This window comes from Parablautia muri (assembly GCF_009917485.1).
Classification (GTDB): Bacteria; Bacillota; Clostridia; order Lachnospirales; family Lachnospiraceae; genus Suilimivivens; species Suilimivivens muri.
Genome location: NZ_QZDT01000001.1, coordinates 203,396 through 227,222, shown reverse-complemented (window position 1 = coordinate 227,222; position 23,827 = coordinate 203,396). Strand labels below are relative to the sequence as shown.

Below are 23,827 nucleotides of genomic sequence, written 5' to 3'. Positions count from 1 at the left end.
AATGATCATGAAAAAATTCCAAAAAATTATTATGACATGCCTCCTTCCACTGCTCTTATTTTCGGGCTGTAGTCCAAAAGAGGATGTGCAGCCCCCTTTAGAGCCGATTGATAGTTTAAATCCTGCCCCCCAGACTTCGCAGGCAAAAGAGCAGGCCGGTTCTCCTGAGCCTGCCATGGACCTTCCTCCTGCAGATGGAATGGTCAGAAGCCGTATTACCAATGAATGGATTGATAAAAAAATTGCTGACAGGCGGCCGATTTCTTTTATGATTCCTAACACCAAAACAGCAAGTCAGTATGGCATTTCCAAGGCTGATATTTTATATGAATGCAATGTTGAGTCCAGTATTACCCGTTTGATGGGTATATGTGAAAATTGGGATGATATAGAAAAGATTGGAAATATCAGAAGCAGCCGTGATTACTTTATGTATTGGTCTTTTGAGTGGGATGCTTTTCATGTACATTACGGCGGTCCCTTTTATATGGATGACCTGCTTGACAGAAACGATTCTGATAACATTAATCTGAATGTGGATATCTCCAAAACCTATCATTTTCGTGATGTGGCCAAAAATGATTTTGACAATGCTTTTACAAGCGCTGCTTTCATCAAAAAATACATCCATAATGCCGGATATTCCTTAAACTACAGGGATAATTACTCGGATGAACAGCATTTTCTATTTTCATCCGAGCAAAAGCCTAATATGCTAACTCAATACGATAATTCTATTGATGCATATGAGGTAGATATGTCCCTTGCTTATCCTCTTACAAATTGCTATTTTAAGTATAATGCGGAAACCGACCTTTATGACAGATACCAGCACTTATCCGGTACGCCCGATGGCCCGCACATAGATCTTGCCACCAACACTCCTCTTGCTTTTAAAAATTTGTTGGTGCAGAACACTTATTATGAGGTCAGGGACCAGAAGGGTTATCTTTCTTTCCAGTGTCATGACACCACCCGTGATGGTTGGTTTTTTACCAACGGAAAAGGTATTCATGTTACCTGGGAAAAAACTTCCGATTACGGTGCTACCAGATATTATGATGATAATGGTAATGAAATCAAGCTAAATACGGGCAAAACCATGATCTGTATTCTCGCGGACGGCGATACATTTATGGTAGACGGAAAAACAATAAACATGGATTAAACAAGCAAAGCCTTTCGGGAAATCCGAAAGGCTTTTATATTCAATCAATTATCTTTGCAAAGCACGGCAGTGTTTAGAGTAATCTCTCTGCTTCTCCCAATCCCAGCCTATTAACTGCTGAGAAAATAGCTCTTACCGAAGCTCTGGTAATGTTGGAGCTTACGCCAACGCCGTAGGTAACTTTCCCACTGTCAGAATCCAAAAGATGGATATATGCTGCTGCCTGTGAATTAGAGCCGCTTTGAAGTGCATGCTCCTCATAATCAAGAATTTTAAGCCTTGCGCCAAGCTCTACCTGGAGGCCTCTCTGCACTGCGTCAATAGGGCCATTTCCTACAGCCTCAAAACTCTTTTCAACACCCTTATCCGTATATTTCACCAATACGCCTGTATCAAATTCTGACTGGGTCTCCCCGCTTAAATCATCTACCCGTAGCCTACGGAAATGTATAGGCTCTTTCTTTTGCAAATATTCCTCGCGAAATGCCTGCATAATTTCATCTGGTGAAACCTCACCTTTTTCTTCAGAAATTCTCTGTATGACATCAGCGAACTCTCTGTGCATACCCTTCGGTAATTTAAAGCCGAAGTAGGTATCCATAATAAAGGCAACTCCACCCTTTCCGGACTGAGAATTAATACGCACAATGGGTTCATACTCTCTGCCAATATCCGATGGATCAATAGGCAGATAAGGAACCTCCCAATGCTCGTTACCTCTCTCCTTCATTGCCTTTACACCCTTATTAATTGCATCCTGATGGGAACCGGAAAAGGCAGTAAACACCAGCTTACCAGCATAAGGATGCCTGGGGTGAATCGGTATTTTACAACATCTTTCATATATCTCAATAATTTCATTAACCTTCTCGATATTAAGCGCAGGATTTACGCCCTGAGAGAACATGTTGTAGGCTATATTAAGAATATCAACATTTCCTGTTCTCTCCCCATTGCCAAACAAGGTGCCTTCTACCCTCTCAGCTCCTGCTAACATGGCAAGCTCCGCCGAAGCCACGCCCGTTCCTCTGTCATTGTGGGGATGTACACTCAAAATAATACTTTCTCTATCCTTAAAATGCCGGTTCATCCATTCAATCTGATCCGCGTAAACATTAGGCGTATTCATCTCTACTGTGGAAGGAAGATTTATAATAATGGGTTCCTCCTTAGTTGCGCCCCATGTTTCCTGCACTGCAGTACAGATCTCAAGAGCATAATCCAGTTCCGTACCAGTAAAGCTTTCTGGGGAATATTCCAGAATAATTTTCCCGGGAAACTTTGCTGCTCTCTCTTTCACCATCTGTGCGCCTTTTACCGCAATATCAGTAATTTCCTTCCTGTTCATTCCAAATACCACATCTCTCTGCAGCGTTGAAGTGGAATTATAAATATGCACAATTGCTTTCTTACATCCCTCTATGGATTCAAAAGTACGCTCAATCAATTCCTTCCGGCACTGTGTGAGAACCTGTACACATACATCATCCGGAATCATTTTTCTCTCAATTAACTGACGTAAAAAATCATATTCTATCTGACTGGCCGCTGGAAAGCCAATTTCAATCTCCTTAAATCCAAGTTTGATCAGATACTGAAACATCTCGATTTTTTCGCTGACAATCATAGGATCAATCAACGCCTGATTACCGTCTCTTAAGTCCACGCTACACCAGATTGGTGCTTTCTCAATCTCTTTCCCTGGCCACTCTCTTTCCGAATAAACAACCACCGGATTTTTTCTATATCGCTTATAATTTAACATATCCTCTCGCTTTCAAACTTTCCGATATTCCGCCTTACGGCACAAACAATACACATGAATCATTTCGGAAGAATCGCCCTGCGATTCTTTGAGACGAAACCTAGATTTTCTAAGACAGCATCCTTTGACGCCTAAGAAAGTCTTTTCGTCTTATTTTTTCGTCTTATTCTCCTAAACCGCTTTCAATTGCCTTTACCAGGGTCTCAAGCGCCTCTGTCTCATCTTCTCCCTCGCAAATAACCTCAATTTCATCACCGCTTTTTACACAGGCCCCCAAAACACTCAGCACACTTTTGGCATTCGCAGTATTCCCTCTAAATGTAAAGGTTATTAACGATTTGAACTGCATAGCTTCCTTACATAGGATGCCAGCTGGCCTTAAGTGAAGACCTGTTGGATTCTTAATAACCACTTTTTGGCTTACCATAAGCATTTTCCTCCAACATTTTTTACTTTTTCTCAAGCGGTAACCGTTCAGATAAGCTGCACTTTACCTCAATTATTTTACAGCATAATGTTCTGAATCAGCTCCGCCAGCTGTTTTGCTTCATCCTCAATCATTTTCTGATCTTTCCCTTCTATCATGACACGGACAAAAGGCTCAGTCCCGGAAGGACGAATCAGCACTCTGCCTTCTCCGGCGAACTTATCATTCAGTCTTCGGATAGCAGATGCAATTTCAGGATACTCCATATATTTTTCTTTTTTATGGTTTGGCACCTTTGCATTAATTAGTGCCTGAGGAAGGACTTCCATAATAGAAGCCAGCTCTGACAAAGTCTTTCCTGTCTCCACCATTACCTTTAACAGATGCAGTGCGCTTAACAGTCCGTCACCGGTCGTATTTTCCTTTAAGAAAATAATATGTCCTGACTGCTCCCCGCCTAGGCTGGCATCAATTTCCTTCATCCTTTCAAGAACATATCTGTCACCAACCTTCGTCTGCTCCGTATGGATACCGTTTTTTTCGGCCATAAGCGTAAATCCTAGATTGCTCATCACGGTAACAACAATCGTATCATTCGCTAAATCGCCATTTTCCTTCATATGGTTTCCAATGATAGCCATAATCTGGTCGCCGTCTACAACATTTCCCTGCTCATCAACCGCAAGAAGCCTATCCGCATCTCCATCAAAAGCAAGCCCTATGTTCGCCTTTTCATAGACTACCCTAGCCTTCAATTCTTCCATATGGGTAGAGCCACAGTTAGCATTGATATTGGTTCCATCAGGCATATTGTGGATTGCCACAATATTTCCTCCCAGTTCTCGCAGAGCCTCCACAGATGTATAATAAGCAGCGCCTTCAGCACAATCTACCACAATTTTAAGCCCTGACAGATCGATTTTTACAGATTGGATGGAATGATTAATGTATTCTTCCCTTGCATCTGTGCGATATTTAATTTTACCTACATTAGCGCCTATTGGGAATTTAATTCCTGTCATGCCGTTTTTGATAATAGCTTCTATCTCATCTTCCAGTTCATCCGGCAGCTTATAGCCGTCTCCGTCAAAAAATTTGATACCGTTAAACTCTACCGGATTATGGGAAGCTGAAATGACTACTCCTGCATCCACTTTATACTTTCTGGTAAGGTAAGCCACCGCCGGTGTAGGGATTACTCCCACATAAACGGCATTGGCTCCCACTGAGCAAATACCTGCCATCAATGCGTTTGCAAGCATATCCCCTGAGATTCTGGTATCACACCCCACCATAATAGTAGGTTTATGCATATTTTCTTTTGTTAGTACATATGCGCCTGCCTGCCCCAGCTGCATAGCAAGCAAGGGCGTCAACTCATCATTGGCCACTCCTCTAACACCATCTGTACCAAATAATCTTCCCATTTAAAATCCTCCCATTATTCTTCCTGTTCTTCCGATATATGTAGCATTACTGTAACATCTTCTCTCAGTGCTACATTCTCTGGCAAACCAAAATCAACTGTTACAGTATAATAGCCTGGTTCCGGCCGTTCCATTCCCTGCTCCTGCATCCATTGTTGAATATCCACCACACCTGATATATTGTTGGCCTGCAGAGCATTTACATCCTGTGAAAGGCCAACCACCTGTATCGCAAAGCTTTCCTCCAATCCGGAAATGGTCGCATTATAGCCCTCAGGGAGATTCGTAATTCTTACTCTTTCCTCCCTAATTTCCATCCGTTTAATCACTTCTGCTTCTATATGGACCGTAACCGTACAAAAAGCATCTTCCGAATTTACCAGGAAAACATTCTCTGGCAGATAAGGGCGGATATCCACTTCCGTGACAAAATCCTCCATCTGATCCGTAACATCCAATGCCTCCGCAGGTATCTCTATGGTTGATATATTCCTGAGCGCATTAGCCTTGCCCGCTATCTCCACAGTCCCTCCATTGACCTCCGGATCACCGATTATTCTGTACCCCTGGGGCACTTCTCCCCCTACCGTAAAATGAACGGGAACTGTTGTTTTCTGCCAGATGCTTACTCTTACTCCTACAGACTTGATATTTTGTGTTATCTTGCTTGTGTTAACTTCATTATCCTCTGCATCGTAAAGCTTAATCTCTCCATTCGTTACAATATCACTTGTAATTCCCGTAACATTCACATCTACGGACGCTTTCGCCACCGTATCAATCACCGATTGAGGGCCTGATATCCTTACCAGGTTTTGATCCGTAGTGATATCACCAATCATATATCCGCTTTCTATCTCTCCCGAGGTAGTTGCTTTCAAGGTCAGTGCCTTACTTTTCCTGTCTTCTATTTTTAGCTTTACAATATCATTGCTGCCTGTAATGCTGTTGATATTTGATACATTTGTGGTAAGCTTTATAGAAATCGTATCAAGACTGCTTAGCTCTCTTACATCTGCTGTTGCAATAATATTTTCATCCTTCAAATCTTTTATCACAGAGCTGGGCGCCCTCACCGTTACTCTGCTGATCACATCCGTTCCCTCTAATACTTCATACACCTGCCCAGAATCCGTAATCAGTTCCGTGTGTAAAAGTTCTACGGGAATATCATAAAAAGTCTGAGGAATCGTTGGATTATTTATCCCGGTAACTATCAGCCAAAGCATTGCCGCGAAAAAAACCGAAGCGATTTTCAGGCCTATATTATTCGTCAGTTTATTTTTCACCTTTAGACCGTCCCTTCCACAGAATTCTCTTCCGGCTTTCTTCCTCCGGCTTGTTCTGTATTGTCCTGAGCTTCTCCTTCAGGGCATCTCCACTTAAATTGCGTTCTATTTCTCCATTGTATGCCACACTTATTTTTCCTGTTTCTTCAGATACAATAATTGTAAGAGAGTCTGTCGCCTCCGAAATTCCTACACCCGCTCTATGTCTGGTTCCCAGCTCCTTGCTAAGTCCCATATTATCTGAAAGAGGCAGATAACAGGTTGCCGATGTAATCCTATTTCCTCTGACAATTACCGCGCCATCATGGAGAGGCGTATTGTGCTCGAAAATATTAATAAGCAGCTGGCTGGTGACAATTCCATCCACGTCTATACCCGTTCTCTCATATTCCGTAAGAGAATCGTTTTGTTCTACAACAATAAGGGCACCGGTTTTCACCTTGCCCATCTCCACACATGCCCTTGCAATTTCATGAATCGTCTTATCCGAAAATCTGCCTTCAATCAGATTTTTCCCTAATTCAAAGGGGAGAATGGAACTGACGATATTTTTTCTTCCAAGTTCTTCCACAGCCTTTCTAAGCTCCGGCTGTAGAATTACTACCACTGCCGTCACTGCCACACCAAACACATTCTGTACAATCCAAAGGATTGTATTCATCTCAAAGTACGCCGCTATCAATATAAATACTGCTATTACAAGGATTCCCTTAAGCAATGACCATGCCCTTGTATTTTTAATCCATACCAGTATATTATAAAGCAGAAAGGAGATAATGATAATCTCCACAACATCTGTCCATCGTACACCTGAAACCCGTGACAGATATGTTTCTATAATTTCTAATCCCCGTGACATTTCATCTTTCCCCACTACCAAAATATGAATTTTTCTTTCCCTATCTCCTTGACTGACTGCCCGATGGCCGCCTTTTAGAAGTGTTAATTCGCTTTACCGTTTTAGATGGCGTTGCTACCGTAATTTTGGGTACGGCTTTTACATAATAATAATATTCGTCATCCTCAAACTGCACCTTTTCCGTTCGATTGTAATCCACATGGAAGATAAAAAATTCCACCACCTTTGCAACCAAAACAGAGACTACGGTTCCAATAATAATTCCAACAATAGATACATTTGTGTCGAACATTAAATCGCCTATTAATAGAATCATTACATCTGCAATGGCACCTGCGATAATTGCGATTGTCCATGCATAATTCACTGACATCCTTTTAATCATGTAAACAAGGACTATTGTAATCCCAAAAGCCACTATCGTAAGCGCCATATCCTTATTATCCAAAAAACCATCAATAACAGACCTGAACCTAGCAACCAATTCTTCCGTATCCATTCCCGAAAGTGTCGTGGCATTATCGCTGATATAGTTGAGCAGATAGCTGACCATTACACCGCATCCCACGGAAACCGCCGAAGCCGGCGTTCCTACAAGCCCCATAGTAAGCGGAATAACATAAGGAATCTTAAGCACAAAACATATAGGTGTCAGCAGGACAACAAGTGTATCCTTAGGGGAAAGTCTAAAATAAAGTAAAAACATCACTAAAAAAAGTACCAACGCAATCACTGCACATTCTAAAGACAATTCGTACAAATGCAGTACTGTAAACAATGCCGCTATAAATATTATGAAATTCATGGGCATGAAAGAACACATCAGGGAAACAATAAGCACAATAGATATATTGTCCAATCTATGCATATAGCCTATCTTCCCATTAATCATCATAAGCGTCATAAGCGCCAATATCAGTTTCATAAGAGGTTTTAAATAAACCTCATATTTACTGATAAAATTTTTAATATACTGTTTTGCAACAAGTAAAGTTGTCATATGGTCATCCTCATTATTTATCATACATGCCTGCTAATTTTTTCAGGCTGCTGTAGTAATTTTTCAGACTTTTTTTTGCCCTGTTGTATCGGCTGGCAGATACAATATAAGAAACAACTCCGTATGCTCCCACCACACACAGGTACAGTATAACTATGTCTTTTCCAAATTCCAGCAGATCCATCTTATAAATATCCTGCATCAGTTCTTCAAAATGATATAAAACATAAATTCCAAACAACGCAAGAAACGAAATTGTAGCTGCAATCGTTGATTTTAATACCTGGAATCCAATATAATCATTTCTGAAATAATGAATAATCGCAATATCTTTTTTTCCTCTTTGCGATTCATAGGATGCCAGCTTGGTCATAAGGATGACCTTTTCTTCATTTATCATAATTTTGTACCTTTCAACTGCCGCCATGTATTAGTGCACTTCAAAGGCCGTTTCGATATTATTAAAGGAAACGCATCTTTTCATGGCTTTTGGATGAATCCGGCTTTTTCGCCGGTTCTTTCGGTTTATCCCGGCCTATGGCATGGTTAAATTCATGGGTCATCTGCGCCTTACATTTATCGCAAAAACGCCCTGACTGAATCATTGCGCCGCAGCTCTCACAGGGAATCCTGATGGGCGAATCATCCGCAAACTGCAGCCGCTCCTCTCGAATCCACTGGCGAATCTGGGATATCTCCACTTCACAGGCCTCAGCCACTTCCGTAATGTCAGCGCCGCGATTTTCCTGTATAAATTTCTTTACATCCTGAAACTTAACTTCCTGTTCTTCTCTACATCTAGGGCAAACCGGAGGTCCCCCTACATAATTAAATATTCTACCGCATTTTCTACAATTACGTACGTTCATATTTATACCTCCTGTATTTCTTTTATTACACTAATTGCCAATCACCATGCCTCCAATAACCCTCAAATTGCGGTTCCAGCACAAACCTGTGAATTAAAAAAAACCTGATTTTTCAATCCTAAATTCCCCTGCCGATTGTCAATGCCATAAAATAAATTTCTGTTATACCCACCTCGCGCAAAACCTGCGCCATAGAATCAACCGTACTGCCCGTTGTGTATATGTCATCTATAATAACAATCGTATTTAATTTTACATCATTTCGCCGGATTTTAAAAGCCCTTTTCAAATTATTTTGCCGCTCCCCATGGGTCTGGTTCTTAAGAGGTTGTGTTTTTCTAACCCTTTCCATCAAAGTTGTATTCACAGGAATCCCCGAATGCTCTGATAATTCCCTGGCAATCAGCTCCGCCTGATTATATCCGCGTTTCCGTTTTCTGGATGGATGCACAGGAACCGGCAAAAACGCATCTGGTCTTACCATGGAAAGCCATTTTGTCTTTTTCTCATATAAATCCCTTCCATAAAAGGATGCGTATTCCATCCTCCCGGCATATTTAAACCGAAAAATAGAATCTGCCATACTTCCATAATCATACAAAGCCGTTCCCCGTATATAGCTGTGCCGCCTCTTTTCGCAATCTCTGCAATATTCCTGTTCTTCCCTTTTTAACTGTTTGCCGCACTTCATACAGACAGGTTCTTTGATATAAATAATTTTTTTCCGGCATTTTCCGCAAACAGATTCTCCCATCTGTTCCGTAATCTCATCACACACCACACATCGTTTTGGAAAGATCAAATCTAGTATTCTGTTTCCTACTACCATTAAGCCTCCGTTCCGTTTATTTCTTTTATTCTATCACATAAGCTGGTATAACGCTTATTCTGCCTTTCATTTTGGATCATCTCCTGTACGGTTCTGCTGCTGCCTAATATCGTAACGCATTTTCTTGCACGTGTTACTGCCGTATACAAAAGATTCCTGTTAAAAAGCATTTTAGGCCCGGACAATAGAGGCAGTATAACCGCCGGATATTCACTTCCCTGGGATTTGTGAATGGTGATTGCATAGGCAAGCTCAATTTCCTCCAGCCCTGCAAAAGCATAATCCACCCTCCTATGTTCATCATACTCCACTGTAAGCTGTCCGGCCACTTCATTGATCTCCTTTATTACCCCTACATCCCCATTAAAAACACCAGTTCCCTTATCAATGGTTATACCGTATTTGCTAACAATTTCCCACGGAAGTTGATAATTATTTTTAACCTGCATAACCTTATCTCCCTCCCTGAAAATCCTTTCTCCTGATGCATATTCCTTTTTTTCCAAAGAAGGCGGATTCAAATAACGCTGCAAAATCCCATTTAAAACCTCCACGCCTAAATTTCCTTTTCTCATGGGCGTAAGCACCTGAATATCATAGGGTACCGCTTCCACATAGGGCGGAAGCTTCTCCCTAATCAACTGAATCATATGCTTATAAATCACATTCACATCCGCTCTTTCCAAAAAAAAGAAATCCCGGCTCTTATTGTCCAAAGCAATATTCTCTCCATGATTGATTTTATGTGCATTTACCACGATATCGCTTTCTCCGGCTTGTCTGAAAATCTTCTTAAGCATCACCACCGGAAAACGATTACTGTTTATCAAGTCACGCAAAACCTGACCCGGGCCTACACTGGGTAGCTGGTCTACATCTCCCACCATAATCAGCCTTGTACCCACACTGATTGCACATAGCAGTGCCTTAAACAGGAAAATATCGACCATAGACATTTCATCAATGATAATTACATCCGCTTCCAAAGGATTTTCCTCATTGCGCTCAAACTGTCCCCGCTTTTCTTCCTCAACGGATCCGTTTACCTCCAAAAGCCTGTGGATTGTACGAGCCTCATACCCTGTTGCTTCTGTCATCCGCTTAGCCGCCCTGCCTGTAGGCGCCGCCAACAGAATATCCATTCCTTCCTTCTCAAAATAACGAATAATCGTATTAATTGTGGTTGTTTTCCCTGTTCCCGGTCCCCCTGACAAAACCATAAGACCTGACTTAACACTTTCAAGCACAGCTTTTTGCTGTAATTCATCCAGCTTTAATCTCTGCTCCTGCTCCAAGATGCGCAAAAGTTCTCTTACTTTTTTTTCTTCTGTTACAAGTGCCTCATCTCCCACTGTAACATTCAGGTCGTGGAGCATCCTTGCACAGCTTAATTCCGCATAATAATAGGTAGATGCATAAACCCTTTTTTCTTCTTCTTTCAGCTTAATCACAAGCTTCCTGTCCATGGCAAGATTCGCAAACTGAGGCTCTATAGCCTCCGGTGACAATCCCAGCAGCTCTGCGGTCCGCATCAGCAGATTGTCTGCCGGCAAATAAATATGTCCATCCGCTGATGCCATCAGCAATACATACAAAATACCACTTCGTATTCGAAAATCAGAGTCCGTATGAATCCCTATTCTACCTGCAATTTCATCTGCAATTTTAAATCCCACACCGTCAATGTCTTCTGCAAGCCGATAAGGATTTTCTTCCATAATACCATATAGCTCCATACCATATTGATGGTAAATTTTAACTGCCAATGTATTAGAAATACCATACTTCTGCAGAAACACAAAAGCTTTACGCATATCTCTTTTTTCAATCATCTGTGTAGCAATTTCCTGTGCTTTGCGCTGACTAATTCCCTTAATTTCTGCAAGTCTCTCCGGTTCTTCCTCTATAATCCTAAAGGTTTCCTGGCCAAACTTTTTTACAATTCTCGCAGCCATCGCTTCTCCGATGCCTTTAATTGCACCTGATCCCAAATAACGTTCCATACTGACCGCATCATCTGGTTCCATCACCTCACTGCTCTCCACCTTGAGCTGGCTTCCATACAGAGGATGCTCTACAAAGCTGCCGCTTACTTTCAATGTCTCTCCTGCTTCCACGGCTCGAAAGGTACCCACGCATACCAGTTCTTCTCCCTCCGATACCAACGCTACCACTGCATAGCCATTCTCCTTATTTCGATAAATAACATGATCTACATAACCTGTGACCGTTTCCATTGAAATTCCTCCTGTCAATTAGCAGCGCCAACTTGGCTCGTTGCTCACGAAAGCCAACAAAAGCTGCCAAATAAAACGGTAATCCGTTTTATTTCAGCAGCCTTTATGTTCTTTTATATTTCGTAAAATACTAGCCCGTTAAATTTTTAAAGCAATAGGTTGAAACGTTTATGTTTCTATATTGTAATTACGTTTCATCTGTTCATACAGCATCTGAGCAAGCCCTAACCCCTGCATCTCTGTTGATGTGGCAGCCAATTTCTGAATGGAAGAATCCTGAAAATAATCTACCAAGTTATCATTAGGGTCGCTATCCTCATCGGATTTAAAACAATCTACCGTCTTTTGCATTTCCTTGAATACTTGCTCCAAAAAATAGGATTCAAATTGTTTACAGGCCTCCAATAGTTCATCATCCGATGCTTGGGAGTAGTCTGTTCCACTAATCGCCTCCTTTAGCTGTGATCCGGCGGTTGTACTCTGGTCTTTTATATAATCTGCATATGCCGCTGAAGAAATCCCACCCAATTCCATATCCATTCTCCTTCCAACACCTTAAAATCCTAATCCGACAAATCCGGATTATGCTTCATTCCTGTTAACGCTTCAAGTTATTTGCAGTCTGCATCATTTCATCTGTGGTCGTAATTGCCTTTGAGTTCATCTCATAAGCTCGTTGGGCTATAATCAGATTTACCATCTCATCTGCCACCTGCACATTAGAACCTTCCAAATATCCCTGCACCATCTTACTTCTCACAACATTTCTGTTAGTTGCCTCATTAAGAGCCTCACCGCTGGCCGGGGAAGTCTCCCAAAGAGTACTTCCTTTTCTCACAAGACCGCCCGGATTATTAAACTGATACATGCCAATGGTCATATTCAATGACTGAGGATTATTATTGGCATCCGGATAACAAATTGTTCCATCATTGGTAATCGTAATTCTACTGGTTACATAATTGTTATTCAAGGTAATAGTTCTGCCAGTAGTACTTAGAACAGGAAGGCCATCCTGATTGGTAAGAATTAATCCATTTGTTCCATTGGTCGCCCAGGTAAAATCACCATTGCGCGTATAATATGTATTTCCATCACTGCCTTGAATTGCAAAAAATCCCTCTCCCTCAATAGCAAATGATGCGTCCCCATTGGATGATAAAAAGCTTCCTTGGGTAAAAATAGAATTGATAGATGAATTTCTCACGCCCAATCCTACCTGTGAGCTTGTAGGTTTTGGGTCCCCATTTGCCGTAGTGGTGGCTGTCTGTAGTGTCTGATAAAGCAAAGATTTAAACTGCGCCACCTGGGACTTATACCCTACCGTATTAACATTTGCCAGATTGTTTGCTATCGTATCAACATTTGTCTGTTGCGCATTCATTCCTGTCGCTGCGGTCCATAAACTCCTAACCATAAACTGCCTCCTTAAATCTTACCAAGCTGATTTGCTGCAATGTCTAATGTACTATCATAAGTGGTTATCACTTTTTGGTTACTTTCATATGCACGGGAAACCGTAATCATATTAACCATTTCTGTCACCACTGATATATTGGAGGATTCCAGATAGCCTGAATAAACCTCTGCTGTGGATTCCTTTTCTTCGGCCCCCTCTATAGGTTGAAAATAATTTTCCCCATATCGCTCTAAATAGTTATAATCTTCAAAATCGGTAACCTGAATGGTCGCTACTACCCTGCCGTCCTGAACAATCTCGCCGCTTGTGTTAATTTCTGCCTTCTGAAGGGGATCTATAACAATAGGAGAACCATTCTCATCAAGTACTGCATCTCCATCCCTTGTAACCAGATGTCCATCCTCAGTCAAAGTAAAGTCGCCGTCTCTTGTATATTTCACAGAAGTTTCACCGGCTTTGCTGGTAAACTCAACTGCAAAAAAACCTGCATCACTCAAAGCCAGATCAAAGGTATTTTCCGTATTTTTCAAGGGGCCTTGGGAAAAATCTGTATAGCCCTCGCCAATCTTAACGCCCGGGTGATTCATTCCCAGCCTTTTCGTAGTGCGGCCGCCTTCCGTCACGTCCTTGATCTTATACGTTAAAATAGAATCAAAGGATTGACTGGAAGCCCCCTCTTTCTTAAAACCTGTCGTATCCGCATTGGCCAGATTGTTCGTAAGAACATCCATCCTATGCTGTTCATTTACCATACCTGTATAGGCAATGTATAGTCCTTTTACCATAAAAATCCCCCATTCTTGCCAGCAATCCGCAAATTACATGTATCAGAACATATAAGCATTTATTGCTGGCATAAACTTATGAATTGAATCATCTATAAACCTAATCTTCTCTGTAACCGGCAAGGAATTCTACATATTTGCCTGTCCCAATGGCAACTGCCGTCATAGGATCCTCGGCTGTCATTGTATTAATTCCTGTTCTTTCCGAAATCAAATCTTCGAAACCACGCAGCAAACTGCCGCCGCCTGTAAGCACAATTCCTCTATCCGCAATATCAGCCGCCAGTTCCGGCGGTGTTTTTTCAAGCACACTATGAATCGTTTCTATTATCTGCGCTGTTGTTTCCTTAAGCGCCTCCTCTGTTTCCTCAGAGGAAACCTTCACGGTTTTAGGAAGTCCTGTAACCAAGTTGCGTCCTCTTACATCCATATAATCCACCTCTGCACGCTTAAACGCAGAACCAATCTTGATCTTAATGTCCTCCGCTGTCCGCTCGCCAATCAGCAGATTATGTTTCTTACGCATGAATCTCACCAATGCTTCATCGAAATCATCACCCGCAATCTTAATGGATGCGCTTACCACTGTCCCTCCCAATGAGATAACTGCAATATCGGAAGTACCTCCGCCAATATCCACAATCATATTTCCGCAGGGCTTAGAAATATCAATCCCAGCGCCTATTGCTGCCGCAATGGGTTCTTCAATAATAGAAACTTCTCTAGCTCCCGCCTGAAGCGTAGCGTCTTCAACCGCTTTCTTCTCTACCTCTGTAACGCCGCTGGGCACACACACCGCAATCCTTGGTTTTCTGAAAGTTTTTTTACCAAGAGCCTTCTGAATGAAATATTTCATCATTTGCTCTGTTACCTTATAATCAGAAATAACACCCTGACGCAAAGGGCGAACCGCCACGATATTTCCTGGTGTTCTTCCAAGCATCAGCCGTGCATCCTCTCCAATAGCCTTAATCCTGTTCGTATCTCTATCAAAAGCTACTACTGAGGGTTCTTTCAGCACAACGCCTCTCCCTCTAATGTAAACCAATATGCTGGCAGTTCCCAAATCGATCCCGATATCTGTGTATTGCATTGTTTGTGCCCCTTTCTTAGCTCAATCGTCATATTTCCAAATCTATCCTGCCAGCAGCACATACATCCTGACTCTATCAGCAGCACAGACTATACTCACTATTTCAAAATTATAATATCTATAACGAGACGCATATAGAAATTATTATAACCCATAGTAATATTTTTTCAAAGGGGTTTCACAAAAATTTTATAAAAATGGATGCAACAAGTAAAACGGTTCCATCCGTTTCCTCAACTGCATCCATGCTTCAATTTATTTATCGGTACTTATCTGCGTTTTCTTTATACTTTTTCAACATTTTTTTCACATACTGTCCCGTATAAGAGCTGGGATGAGCCGCTACCTCCTCCGGCGTTCCACAGGCAACTACCTCTCCTCCTCTGTCTCCACCGTCCGGTCCCATGTCAATAATATAGTCCGCAGTCTTAATCACATCCAGATTATGCTCTATCACCACCACCGTATTACCGCCATCTGCAAGCCTGTGCAGAATTTCAACCAGCTTGTGCACATCTGCAAAATGCAGACCGGTTGTAGGCTCATCCAGAATATAGATTGTGTTTCCTGTACTGCGCTTGCTGAGCTCTGTGGCAAGCTTAATCCTCTGAGCTTCTCCGCCTGATAAGGTGGTAGAAGGCTGTCCCAACTTTACATAGGAAAGTCCTACATCATTAAGCGTCTCTATTTTCCGGCGGATGGAAGGCAGGTTCTCAAAGAAAGGGACAGCCTCCTCCACCGTCATATCCAGTACATCGTAAATGTTTTTGCCTTTATATTTTACCTCCAGGGTTTCTCTATTATAACGCTTACCGCCGCAAACCTCACAGGGAACATAGACATCAGGCAAAAAATGCATTTCGATCTTGAGAATACCATCTCCGCCGCAGGCTTCACAGCGTCCACCCTTTACATTGAAGCTAAATCTCCCCTTCTTATAACCTCTTGCTTTCGCATCCGGCGTTCCCGCAAACAGGTCTCTAATCATGTCAAAAACTCCCGTATAGGTGGCCGGATTAGAGCGGGGCGTCCTTCCAATAGGCGACTGGTCAATATCAATCACCTTGTCCAACTTATTGATACCGGAAATATTTTTGTGTTTTCCCGGTATGGTTCTTGCCCGGTTTAAATCTCTGGCAAGACGTTTATACAAGATTTCATTGACCAGAGAGCTTTTCCCCGAACCGGAAACACCGGTTACGCAGGTGAGAATCCCAAGTGGAATTTTTACGGAAATATTTTTTAGGTTGTTTTCCCTTGCACCCGTTACGCTTAGCCATCCTTTGGGCTTACGCCGCTTTTCCGGCACCGGAACCTGCTTTCTGCCGCTTAGATACTGCCCTGTAACAGATTCTTCCACCTTCATAATTTCCTGTGCTGTACCTTGGGCCACCACAGCACCACCATGGGAACCTGCACCAGGACCAATGTCCACCACATAATCAGCTTCCAGCATTGTATCCTCGTCATGCTCCACCACAATAAGCGTATTGCCCAGGTCGCGAAGATTTTTAAGTGTATTTAAAAGCTTATCATTATCTTTCTGATGAAGTCCTATACTAGGTTCGTCTAAAATATAACATACTCCTACCAGCCCGGAACCAATCTGTGTGGCAAGACGGATACGCTGCGCCTCTCCTCCTGAGAGACTGGCCGTAGCTCTTGCCAGCGACAAATACTCCAATCCCACATCTATCAAAAATCCAACTCTTGCATTAATTTCCTTAAGCACCTGCTTTCCAATTAACTGTTGCTGCCTGGAGAGCTCTATGTTTTTTAGGAAATGGAAAAGATCGCGAATCGACATGGATGTAATTTCAAAAATATTTTTATTGCAGACCGTTACAGCCAGAGACTCCTTTTTTAATCTCATGCCACCGCATTCCTTGCAGAGCGTAATCCGCATAAAAGTTTCGTATTCCTGTTTGATGATATCGGAACCTGTTTCTCTATATTTGCGCTCCATGTTCCGAATCAATCCCTCGAATGCAACCGGATAAACTCCTTCTCCTCTCTGACCCTTGTAATGAACCTTCACTTCTCTGCCCTGTGTTCCATGAATCAGCATATGGAAGATATCCTCCGGCAAATCCCCTATAGGCGTATCCAAACTAAATTTATACTCTTTTGCAAGAGCCTGCAGCAGTGCATTGGTAAAGCTGCCAGGTTCGCTGCTTGACTGCCATCCCATTACCTGAATAGCTCCTTCACTGATACTTAAGGTTCTGTCAGGAAGCATCAGCTCCGGATCAAATTCCATTTTATAGCCCAGTCCAAAACATACAGGGCATGCCCCAAAAGGGTTATTAAAAGAAAAACTTCTGGGTTCGATTTCACTGATGCTGACACCACAATCTGGACAGGCAAAGCTTTGGCTAAAATTGATGGTTTCTCCATCAATAACATCCACCATAAGCAAACCCTCTGCTAATCCAAGCACATTTTCAATGGAATCCGTAAGCCTTCTCTCAATACCCGGCTTAATGACAAGCCTATCAACCACGATTTCAATGTTATGCTTAATGTTCTTATCCAGCTTAAATTCTTCCGTAAGCTCATATAAGTTTCCATCCACCCGCACCCTCACATATCCGCTTCTCTTGGCACGGTCAAATACCTTGGCATGTTCTCCTTTTCTTCCTCTGACAACAGGCGCAAGCAATTGTACCCTTGTCCCCTGGGGAAGCTCCATGATCTGGTCTACCATCTGATCTACACTTTGCCGCTTAATCTCTTTACCGCATTCAGGGCAGTGGGGAATACCGATTCTGGCATACAGCAGCCTAAAATGGTCGTAAATTTCTGTCACCGTTCCCACTGTGGAACGTGGATTTCTGTTGGTGGACTTCTGGTCTATGGAAATGGCCGGAGAAAGTCCTTCTATTTTCTCCACATTCGGCTTTTCCATTTGCCCCAGGAATTGCCTCGCATAGGAAGACAAAGATTCCATATACCTTCTTTGCCCTTCCGCATAAATTGTATCGAAGGCCAGTGATGATTTTCCTGAGCCTGAAAGACCGGTAAGCACCACTAGCTCATTTCGGGGAATATCCACATCCAGCTCTTTTAAATTATGCTCATTTGCTCCCCTTATTTTAATAAATTCCCTGGGACGCATTCTTGGAACTTCTATATGTTTATCTGATAGCTTCATTGCATCAACCATGCCTTTCCATTTGTTTTCGCTATTTCAATGTATTTATAGCAATCGAATATTTAATAAAGCGTTATTTTCTATTTTTTATTTCATCATCCTCCAATTCCTTCAGCTTCATTTTAAGCTCAACCATTTTGTCACGCAGCTCTGCGGCAACCTCGAAATTCAAATCTGCTGCTGCCTTCTTCATCTGCTTTTCAACCTCCGCAATCAGTTTTTCCAGCTCCTTACGATCCATGGATTCAGGATCCTTTTCAAATTGCAGCTCCTCTTTTGCAATTACCTTGGAAATACTGATTAAATCGCGAACTGCTTTCCTGATGGTAGTAGGCGTAATACCATGCTCCTCGTTATATTTTTTCTGAATCCTCCGCCTTCTGTTGGTTTCTTCTATGGCCGCCGTCATGGAGTCTGTCATGTTGTCGGCGTACATGATTACATGTCCCTGCGAGTTTCTGGCAGCCCGCCCCACCGTCTGAATCAAAGAAGTTTCCGAGCGCAAAAATCCTTCCTTGTCAGCATCCAAAATCGCCACCAGAGAAATCTCAGGTATATCCAGTCCTTCTCTTAAAAGATTGATACCTACCAGCACATCAAAAACATCCAACCGCATATCCCGGATAATTTCTGCCCTTTCAAGTGTATCTATATCTGAATGGAGATATTTCACCCGTATTCCCACATCATTCATATAATCTGTAAGATCTTCTGCCATTCGCTTTGTCAGCGTAGTAACCAAAACCTTATTATGTTTCTCCGTTTCCATATTAATTGCTGCTACCAGATCATCAATCTGCCCCTCTACAGGCCGCACCGATATCTCCGGATCCAGCAAACCTGTAGGACGGATAATCTGCTCTGTGCGAAGCAGCTCATGCTCCTGTTCATACTTGGCAGGTGTAGCAGAAACAAAAAGCATCTGGTCAATATGTTCTTCAAACTCCGCAAAACATAAAGGGCGGTTGTCAAGCGCTGAAGGAAGCCGAAATCCATAATCAACCAATGTTGTCTTCCTGGCCCGGTCACCCGTGTACATTGCTCCAATCTGAGGAATCGTCATATGAGACTCATCTATAATAATCAGGTAATCATCCCCAAAATAGTCCATAAGAGTATGCGGCATAGCGCCTGCCGCCATTCCCGCAAGATGTCTGGAATAATTTTCAATTCCGGAACAAAATCCTGTCTCCCTGAGCATCTCAATATCAAAATTGGTTCTCTCTGAAATCCTCTGCGCCTCTAACAGCTTGTCCTCTCCCTTAAAATAGCGGATTCTTTCTTCTAACTCCACTTCAATATTTTTGCACGCCTCAAAAATCTTCTCCTGCGGCACCACATAATGGGAAGCCGGGAAAATGGCCACATGCTCCAGCACAACATGCACCTGTCCTGTTACTGGATCCGTTTCCGCAATTCTGTCAATTTCATCTCCAAAAAATTCTATGCGGATCAGATGGTCTCCGCCCTGGGCAGGGTACACCTCTACCACATCTCCCCTGACTCTAAAGCATGCCCTTTCTAAATTCATATCATTCCTGTCATATTGTATATCTATCAATTCCTGAATTACCTGGTCCCTGTCCTTATTCATCCCAGGACGGAGTGAGACGATCATCTCTTGATAATCATCCGGACTGCCCAATCCATATATGCAGGATACGCTGGCCACTACAATAACATCCTTCCGCTCTGACAAGGATGCAGTGGCAGACAAGCGCAATTTTTCTATTTCTTCATTAATAGAGGAATCCTTGGCAATGTAGGTATCAGAGGACGGTACATAGGCCTCCGGTTGATAATAATCATAGTAGGAGACAAAATATTCTACCGCGTTATTCGGAAAATACTCTTTGAACTCACCATAGAGCTGTGCCGCTAATGTCTTATTGTGCGCTATCACCAAAGTCGGCTTGTTAAGCTGTGCGATCACATTCGCCATGGTAAAGGTCTTCCCGGAACCCGTAACCCCCAGTAAAGTCTGGAATTGGTTGCCTTCCTGGAACCCTTTTACAAGGGCTTCTATGGCCTGCGGCTGGTCGCCTGTGGGCTGGTATTCTGAGTGAAGTTTGAAGATTTTTTGTTCATTTTGCACAAATACTCACCTCTGATTTCGTAGTAAAAAAAGACGCCTATACGCCACAAATTCGTCGTGGAGCATTTTATTTTCATCGTGGTGTTTACTTGAATCGGGGCAAAACAGGCCCACGACGAATTCCGTTCACAATTTGCTGTTTTTGCAACCTGGCGTACCTCAGTAATTCCATACGGACAAAACAGCACTCAAAGAACTTTTTTATCTTACCACAGATCACGAAATTTGTATAGATGGAAAATCGAACTTTTGTTCTTTTTATCCTGCCTCCGGAAGAAATTCCGTTACGTCCATCACAATCTCCAGCAGTTCTTTTTTAAAGCTTTCCATCTCTTCCATGTTTGGCAAAACTTCTTTCATATATGTTTCAATTTCCGGCACGCCATCTGCTATGATGCCTTTATTATCGCCATAAACATCTATCGTTATGAGTTCCTTTGCATGCCCCATGAGCTTTGATACCGCCTTCGGATTAAACGCCTCTTTCAGCAGAAGCGTACAATATGTGCTGCGCAGATCATGCCAGCGGATGTTCGGCAGGCCACTTTCAGCAAGAAGCTGTTTATAATACCTGCAATGAAATCCTTTGCTCCTTGCCCTGCCAAAGGTGGAACAACAGATATAGTCCAGATCCTGAAATTCTTTCTGCGGTTTCTGTTTTTCTCATACACCTGCCGTTCCTTTAAGATCGCCTCAAAGACATAATCAGGAATCGGAATTTCTCTGTAACTGGATTTTGTTTTTAATCCTACCTCCTGTTTCGTGAAAGTCTTTGGAGCAAAGTCTTCTTTTACTGTGTTATGTACCCTCCCTAACTGGCGTTCTACTTTTAAGGTGCGGTTGATATAATCCACATCCGAATATTTCACACCATTTATCTCGGATCTCCGAAGCCCCATCAGAACATTAAACAGCACCTGCATATGGATCGGGGTATCTTTGCTCTTTTCCAGCAAAACCTGAATCTGCTCCATAGTCAGCGTTTTCTGTGTATCAATATTCCTGGTTCTAAATCCTGATTTCTGCTGCGGCTTTTCTGCTTTGGGAAGTCCTATTCCATCCACCGGACTTGCCTGGATCACTTTGTTCGCTACCGCATAACGAAAAGAGACATTCATGATTGTTTTTACCAGCTCTGCTATCGACCTCGAATAGTCTGCCTTGGTATTAAACAATTTTTGAACATCTCCACGGGTAACATCCATCATTTTTTTCTTACCCAGAATGGGAATGATGTGATTCTTTACTATTCCGCAATAACCATAGTAGGTTTCGTAACTGTCAGTACGCTTTTTAAGGTCCGTTTCAAGCCAGAATATCATAAAATCAGACACATTGACCTTTGTATATACAACAAACGTACCATTATATAATTCTGCGATTGTCTTCTCTCTTGCCTTATTTGCTTCTTTCTCTGTTTTGAATCCGGACTTCTGCTGTGGTTTTTCGCTTCCGTCCGGATATCTCAGGAATACCCTGTAGCCGAAGCCGGAGCGCACAGGCATTACCTGTGACACTCTCCAATCCACATAATTTTTCAAACTCAGATCTAACATGTTGAAGCACTCCCTTCCGGAACAAACGTATTGTTCATAAACGTAATGATCTGCTCATTCTCATCCATAACTTCGCAATAATACTCAAGTCTGATGTTAGAATATAAATAGTACAAGTTAAACATGGCAGATTCAGAAATAACTGTATAATAGAAATGGATACAGGAGGAAATTTTCCATGAGTAAACAGTACGATAAACAGTTTAAGGAAAATGCGGTACAGTATTACCTTGCCTATAAGGAGCTTGGATGGAATAAATGCGCGGAAAACCTCGGAATGAGCCGCAATGCCATCCGCAGCTGGGTAAAGACGGCAGCTGAGAATGCAGGGGAAGTACCCACACGGGGATCCGGGAACTACGCAAGCGATGGGGCGAAGGAAAATGCCCGGCTGAGAAAAGAACTCAGGGACACGAAGGATGTGCTTGAAATACTAAAAAAAGCCATCAGCATTCTGGGAAACTGACACAGGCCATCTTCCAGGCAGCCGAGAGCGAAGAAAAACGATTAAAGGAAGAAGGGAAACGCCGCCTGAATGTCAGCGGGGTGCTGCGGATTTTAGGCGTTTCGAGGAGCGGCTATAACGCTTTCAGGAAGCATACACCATCTGCCGGCCAGATGAAAAGGGAGCAGCGGATGGCAGAGATCGGGACAATCTATGAGGAATCACATAAAATCTATGGAGCCCCCAAAATAGCAGCAAAGATGCGGCAGAAAGGTGACAGGGTAAGTGAGAGGACCGTGGGAAAGTACATGAAAGAGATCGGGATCCGGGCATGTTACAGGAAACAGATATCTATGGCTTCCCTGCAAAAAGCGGATCGGACGGAAGCCTGTTTCCTCCAGGGTAGCCGGTCCCATAACAATAAGTAACATAACAACACCCCCGGAAACCACATTCCACAGAAAGGAAAACCGGTATCTTTGTATCCGTTTTTCTTCTGACAGCTCATTCCCTTTTAATTTTTCTATCGCCGCATACCCTGTATATGCTGTTATAATAAGATAGATGATTATGCCCACAAATAAAATGATATCCATTGTTCTTCTCCCCACAATGCAGCCTACTTCAAATAAGCAATTCTCCATTGGCCGACTCGTTTCAAAAAATCCCTTTCCAGGCTGTCCGGGTCCAGTTTCCCGGTGGATAGCATCTGCCAGAGACTGTGAAACAGATAGCTGTCAATCTCCTCCAGCAGCATTCCCACTTCAACACCCGGGCGAAACGCGGAAAGATCCACGGACTCCAGCAGCTTGCCCGCTGCATCTTCATATACTTCTTTATATGACTTCCCAGTTGCCTCCCTGATTTCCGGGGTTTCCGCAAAAAGGGCCTGTAATGAAAATAAATATTCATCGGGGGCCGTTCTCATAAACTCACACCTTGCCAGAACCTTCTGGGTCATAGCCTCAAAGAAATCTGACGTTTCCTTGTAATACTTCAGCTCTATCTCATTTGATATCCTGTCGATATTCTCCCAGAGGTATAAATACAGCTCTTTTTTATTCTTGAAATAATGGAACAACAGGGACTTTGATATGTCACCGGCATCCGCGATCTTGGATGTGGACGCATTTTTGTAATTGTTATGGGCAAATACCACATATGCTGCTTATAATCTGTTCCTGCTTTTCCAATGGCAGTTCAAAAAATTTCCCGTTCATTATGGTCCTCCCAGTATTTGTCGCCAGAGCGGACATGCAGGGACAAATCATCCACGGCTTTCTTCCCACCGGGACAGGTCTTGGAATAATGTTTAATGTAAAGCATTGGTAAGCTCCTTTCGTAATTCCCTTATCCATTTTATGTTATACTTTTTATTATCACCCCATTGACCAATTTTGAGAAGACCT

Annotated in this window: 22 protein-coding genes and 2 pseudogenes; 3 read left to right on the top strand and 21 right to left on the bottom strand. The window is 42.6% G+C overall.

What is annotated here, in order from left to right:
- The first annotated feature begins 7 nt into the window (after window positions 1-7).
- Window positions 8-1,168 carry a DUF3048 domain-containing protein gene (locus D5281_RS01105; RefSeq protein WP_160558293.1) on the top strand — a complete coding sequence of 387 codons (1,161 nt, stop codon included), beginning with the start codon at window positions 8-10 and terminating at the stop codon, window positions 1,166-1,168.
- A 73-nt stretch (window positions 1,169-1,241) separates the two neighbouring features.
- Here the strand turns inward: D5281_RS01105 and leuA are convergent, their stop codons facing one another.
- The 19 genes and pseudogenes from leuA to D5281_RS26840 form a co-directional block, all read right to left on the bottom strand.
- Window positions 1,242-2,933 carry a 2-isopropylmalate synthase gene (gene leuA, locus D5281_RS01100; protein ID WP_160558292.1) on the bottom strand — a complete coding sequence of 564 codons (1,692 nt, stop codon included), beginning with the start codon at window positions 2,931-2,933 and terminating at the stop codon, window positions 1,242-1,244.
- 163 nt (window positions 2,934-3,096) lie between these two features.
- The gene (locus D5281_RS01095; protein WP_160558291.1) at window positions 3,097-3,360 is read right to left on the bottom strand and encodes an HPr family phosphocarrier protein; all 264 of its coding nucleotides are present in this window, start codon (window positions 3,358-3,360) and stop codon (window positions 3,097-3,099) included.
- A gap of 77 nt (window positions 3,361-3,437) precedes the next feature.
- Window positions 3,438-4,787, bottom strand: coding sequence for a phosphoglucosamine mutase (gene glmM / locus D5281_RS01090; RefSeq protein ID WP_160558290.1), 1,350 nt, complete (start codon window positions 4,785-4,787; stop codon window positions 3,438-3,440).
- A 14-nt stretch (window positions 4,788-4,801) separates the two neighbouring features.
- Window positions 4,802-6,076 (bottom strand): CdaR family protein, encoded by a 1,275-nt coding sequence (locus tag D5281_RS01085; protein ID WP_160558289.1) that lies wholly within the window; start codon window positions 6,074-6,076, stop codon window positions 4,802-4,804.
- A complete protein-coding gene (cdaA, locus tag D5281_RS01080) occupies window positions 6,066-6,935 on the bottom strand; it encodes a diadenylate cyclase CdaA (RefSeq protein ID WP_160558288.1) in 870 nt (289 codons plus the stop codon). Before cdaA ends, D5281_RS01085 begins: the two co-directional genes overlap by 11 nt.
- A gap of 40 nt (window positions 6,936-6,975) precedes the next feature.
- Complete coding sequence (locus D5281_RS01075; RefSeq protein ID WP_277935102.1) at window positions 6,976-7,959, bottom strand: hypothetical protein; 984 nt, start codon at window positions 7,957-7,959, stop codon at window positions 6,976-6,978.
- Entirely contained in the window at window positions 7,949-8,335 is a 387-nt protein-coding gene (locus D5281_RS01070; protein ID WP_160558287.1) for a hypothetical protein, read from the bottom strand. Before D5281_RS01070 ends, D5281_RS01075 begins: the two co-directional genes overlap by 11 nt.
- 61 nt (window positions 8,336-8,396) lie before the next feature.
- The gene (locus tag D5281_RS01065; protein WP_160558286.1) at window positions 8,397-8,804 is read right to left on the bottom strand and encodes a flagellar protein; all 408 of its coding nucleotides are present in this window, start codon (window positions 8,802-8,804) and stop codon (window positions 8,397-8,399) included.
- A gap of 118 nt (window positions 8,805-8,922) precedes the next feature.
- Window positions 8,923-9,633 carry a ComF family protein gene (locus D5281_RS01060; protein ID WP_160558285.1) on the bottom strand — a complete coding sequence of 237 codons (711 nt, stop codon included), beginning with the start codon at window positions 9,631-9,633 and terminating at the stop codon, window positions 8,923-8,925.
- Complete coding sequence (gene recD2 / locus D5281_RS01055) at window positions 9,633-11,870, bottom strand: SF1B family DNA helicase RecD2 (protein WP_160558284.1); 2,238 nt, start codon at window positions 11,868-11,870, stop codon at window positions 9,633-9,635. Before recD2 ends, D5281_RS01060 begins: the two co-directional genes overlap by 1 nt.
- A 168-nt stretch (window positions 11,871-12,038) precedes the next feature.
- Window positions 12,039-12,404 carry a rod-binding protein gene (locus tag D5281_RS01050; protein ID WP_160558283.1) on the bottom strand — a complete coding sequence of 122 codons (366 nt, stop codon included), beginning with the start codon at window positions 12,402-12,404 and terminating at the stop codon, window positions 12,039-12,041.
- 64 nt (window positions 12,405-12,468) lie between these two features.
- The gene (locus D5281_RS01045) at window positions 12,469-13,287 is read right to left on the bottom strand and encodes a flagellar hook-basal body protein (RefSeq protein WP_160558282.1); all 819 of its coding nucleotides are present in this window, start codon (window positions 13,285-13,287) and stop codon (window positions 12,469-12,471) included.
- An 11-nt stretch (window positions 13,288-13,298) separates the two neighbouring features.
- Window positions 13,299-14,075: a flagellar basal-body rod protein FlgF gene (gene flgF, locus D5281_RS01040; RefSeq protein ID WP_160558281.1), complete on the bottom strand. Its 777-nt coding sequence runs from the start codon at window positions 14,073-14,075 to the stop codon at window positions 13,299-13,301.
- A 100-nt stretch (window positions 14,076-14,175) separates the two neighbouring features.
- Window positions 14,176-15,168, bottom strand: coding sequence for a rod shape-determining protein (gene mreB, locus D5281_RS01035; RefSeq protein ID WP_160558280.1), 993 nt, complete (start codon window positions 15,166-15,168; stop codon window positions 14,176-14,178).
- Window positions 15,169-15,427: 259 nt separating this feature from the next.
- Complete coding sequence (uvrA, locus tag D5281_RS01030) at window positions 15,428-18,286, bottom strand: excinuclease ABC subunit UvrA (RefSeq protein WP_160558470.1); 2,859 nt, start codon at window positions 18,284-18,286, stop codon at window positions 15,428-15,430.
- Between the two features lie 109 nt (window positions 18,287-18,395).
- Entirely contained in the window at window positions 18,396-20,417 is a 2,022-nt protein-coding gene (gene uvrB / locus D5281_RS01025; RefSeq protein ID WP_330584738.1) for an excinuclease ABC subunit UvrB, read from the bottom strand.
- A gap of 258 nt (window positions 20,418-20,675) precedes the next feature.
- Entirely contained in the window at window positions 20,676-20,867 is a 192-nt protein-coding gene (locus D5281_RS25345) for a hypothetical protein (RefSeq protein ID WP_277935100.1), read from the bottom strand.
- A gap of 18 nt (window positions 20,868-20,885) precedes the next feature.
- Window positions 20,886-21,038 (bottom strand): annotated as a pseudogene (locus D5281_RS26845) (site-specific integrase); the annotation flags it as partial.
- Between the two features lie 602 nt (window positions 21,039-21,640).
- Window positions 21,641-21,922, bottom strand: a pseudogene (locus D5281_RS26840) (Arm DNA-binding domain-containing protein); the annotation flags it as partial.
- Between the two features lie 229 nt (window positions 21,923-22,151).
- Between D5281_RS26840 and D5281_RS01015 the strand changes: the two are divergent.
- Together D5281_RS01015 and D5281_RS27130 are read left to right on the top strand one after the other, a co-directional pair.
- Complete coding sequence (locus D5281_RS01015; RefSeq protein ID WP_160558279.1) at window positions 22,152-22,439, top strand: transposase; 288 nt, start codon at window positions 22,152-22,154, stop codon at window positions 22,437-22,439.
- A 152-nt stretch (window positions 22,440-22,591) separates the two neighbouring features.
- Window positions 22,592-22,846: an IS3 family transposase gene (locus D5281_RS27130; RefSeq protein WP_408637256.1), complete on the top strand. Its 255-nt coding sequence runs from the start codon at window positions 22,592-22,594 to the stop codon at window positions 22,844-22,846.
- A gap of 191 nt (window positions 22,847-23,037) precedes the next feature.
- On the opposite strand, the gene D5281_RS01005 is transcribed toward D5281_RS27130, so the two are convergent.
- Window positions 23,038-23,577 (bottom strand): TetR/AcrR family transcriptional regulator, encoded by a 540-nt coding sequence (locus D5281_RS01005; RefSeq protein ID WP_330584735.1) that lies wholly within the window; start codon window positions 23,575-23,577, stop codon window positions 23,038-23,040.
- 41 nt (window positions 23,578-23,618) lie between these two features.
- Window positions 23,619-23,744, bottom strand: a complete 126-nt coding sequence (locus D5281_RS25325) for a hypothetical protein (RefSeq protein ID WP_275563880.1) — start codon at window positions 23,742-23,744, stop codon at window positions 23,619-23,621.
- Window positions 23,745-23,827 lie beyond the last annotated feature (83 nt).

Bases quoted from the DNA above. Each gene is read 5' to 3' on its own strand.
- D5281_RS01070 (WP_160558287.1), bottom strand. From the start codon at position 8,335: ATGATAAATGAAGAAAAGGTCATCCTTATGACCAAGCTGGCATCCTAT.
- D5281_RS01015 (WP_160558279.1), top strand. From the start codon at position 22,152: ATGAGTAAACAGTACGATAAACAGTTTAAGGAAAATGCGGTACAGTAT.
- leuA (WP_160558292.1), bottom strand. From the start codon at position 2,933: ATGTTAAATTATAAGCGATATAGAAAAAATCCGGTGGTTGTTTATTCG.
- D5281_RS01050 (WP_160558283.1), bottom strand. From the start codon at position 12,404: ATGGAATTGGGTGGGATTTCTTCAGCGGCATATGCAGATTATATAAAA.
- glmM (WP_160558290.1), bottom strand. From the start codon at position 4,787: ATGGGAAGATTATTTGGTACAGATGGTGTTAGAGGAGTGGCCAATGAT.
- flgF (WP_160558281.1), bottom strand. From the start codon at position 14,075: ATGGTAAAAGGACTATACATTGCCTATACAGGTATGGTAAATGAACAG.
- D5281_RS01075 (WP_277935102.1), bottom strand. From the start codon at position 7,959: ATGATAAATAATGAGGATGACCATATGACAACTTTACTTGTTGCAAAA.
- D5281_RS01045 (WP_160558282.1), bottom strand. From the start codon at position 13,287: ATGGTTAGGAGTTTATGGACCGCAGCGACAGGAATGAATGCGCAACAG.
- recD2 (WP_160558284.1), bottom strand. From the start codon at position 11,870: ATGGAAACGGTCACAGGTTATGTAGATCATGTTATTTATCGAAATAAG.
- D5281_RS25345 (WP_277935100.1), bottom strand. From the start codon at position 20,867: ATGGGGCATGCAAAGGAACTCATAACGATAGATGTTTATGGCGATAAT.
- D5281_RS01095 (WP_160558291.1), bottom strand. From the start codon at position 3,360: ATGGTAAGCCAAAAAGTGGTTATTAAGAATCCAACAGGTCTTCACTTA.
- D5281_RS01065 (WP_160558286.1), bottom strand. From the start codon at position 8,804: ATGAACGTACGTAATTGTAGAAAATGCGGTAGAATATTTAATTATGTA.
- D5281_RS01105 (WP_160558293.1), top strand. From the start codon at position 8: ATGAAAAAATTCCAAAAAATTATTATGACATGCCTCCTTCCACTGCTC.
- D5281_RS27130 (WP_408637256.1), top strand. From the start codon at position 22,592: ATGAAAAGGGAGCAGCGGATGGCAGAGATCGGGACAATCTATGAGGAA.
- mreB (WP_160558280.1), bottom strand. From the start codon at position 15,168: ATGCAATACACAGATATCGGGATCGATTTGGGAACTGCCAGCATATTG.
- D5281_RS25325 (WP_275563880.1), bottom strand. From the start codon at position 23,744: ATGCTTTACATTAAACATTATTCCAAGACCTGTCCCGGTGGGAAGAAA.
- uvrA (WP_160558470.1), bottom strand. From the start codon at position 18,286: ATGCGTCCCAGGGAATTTATTAAAATAAGGGGAGCAAATGAGCATAAT.
- cdaA (WP_160558288.1), bottom strand. From the start codon at position 6,935: ATGTCACGGGGATTAGAAATTATAGAAACATATCTGTCACGGGTTTCA.
- D5281_RS01060 (WP_160558285.1), bottom strand. From the start codon at position 9,633: ATGGTAGTAGGAAACAGAATACTAGATTTGATCTTTCCAAAACGATGT.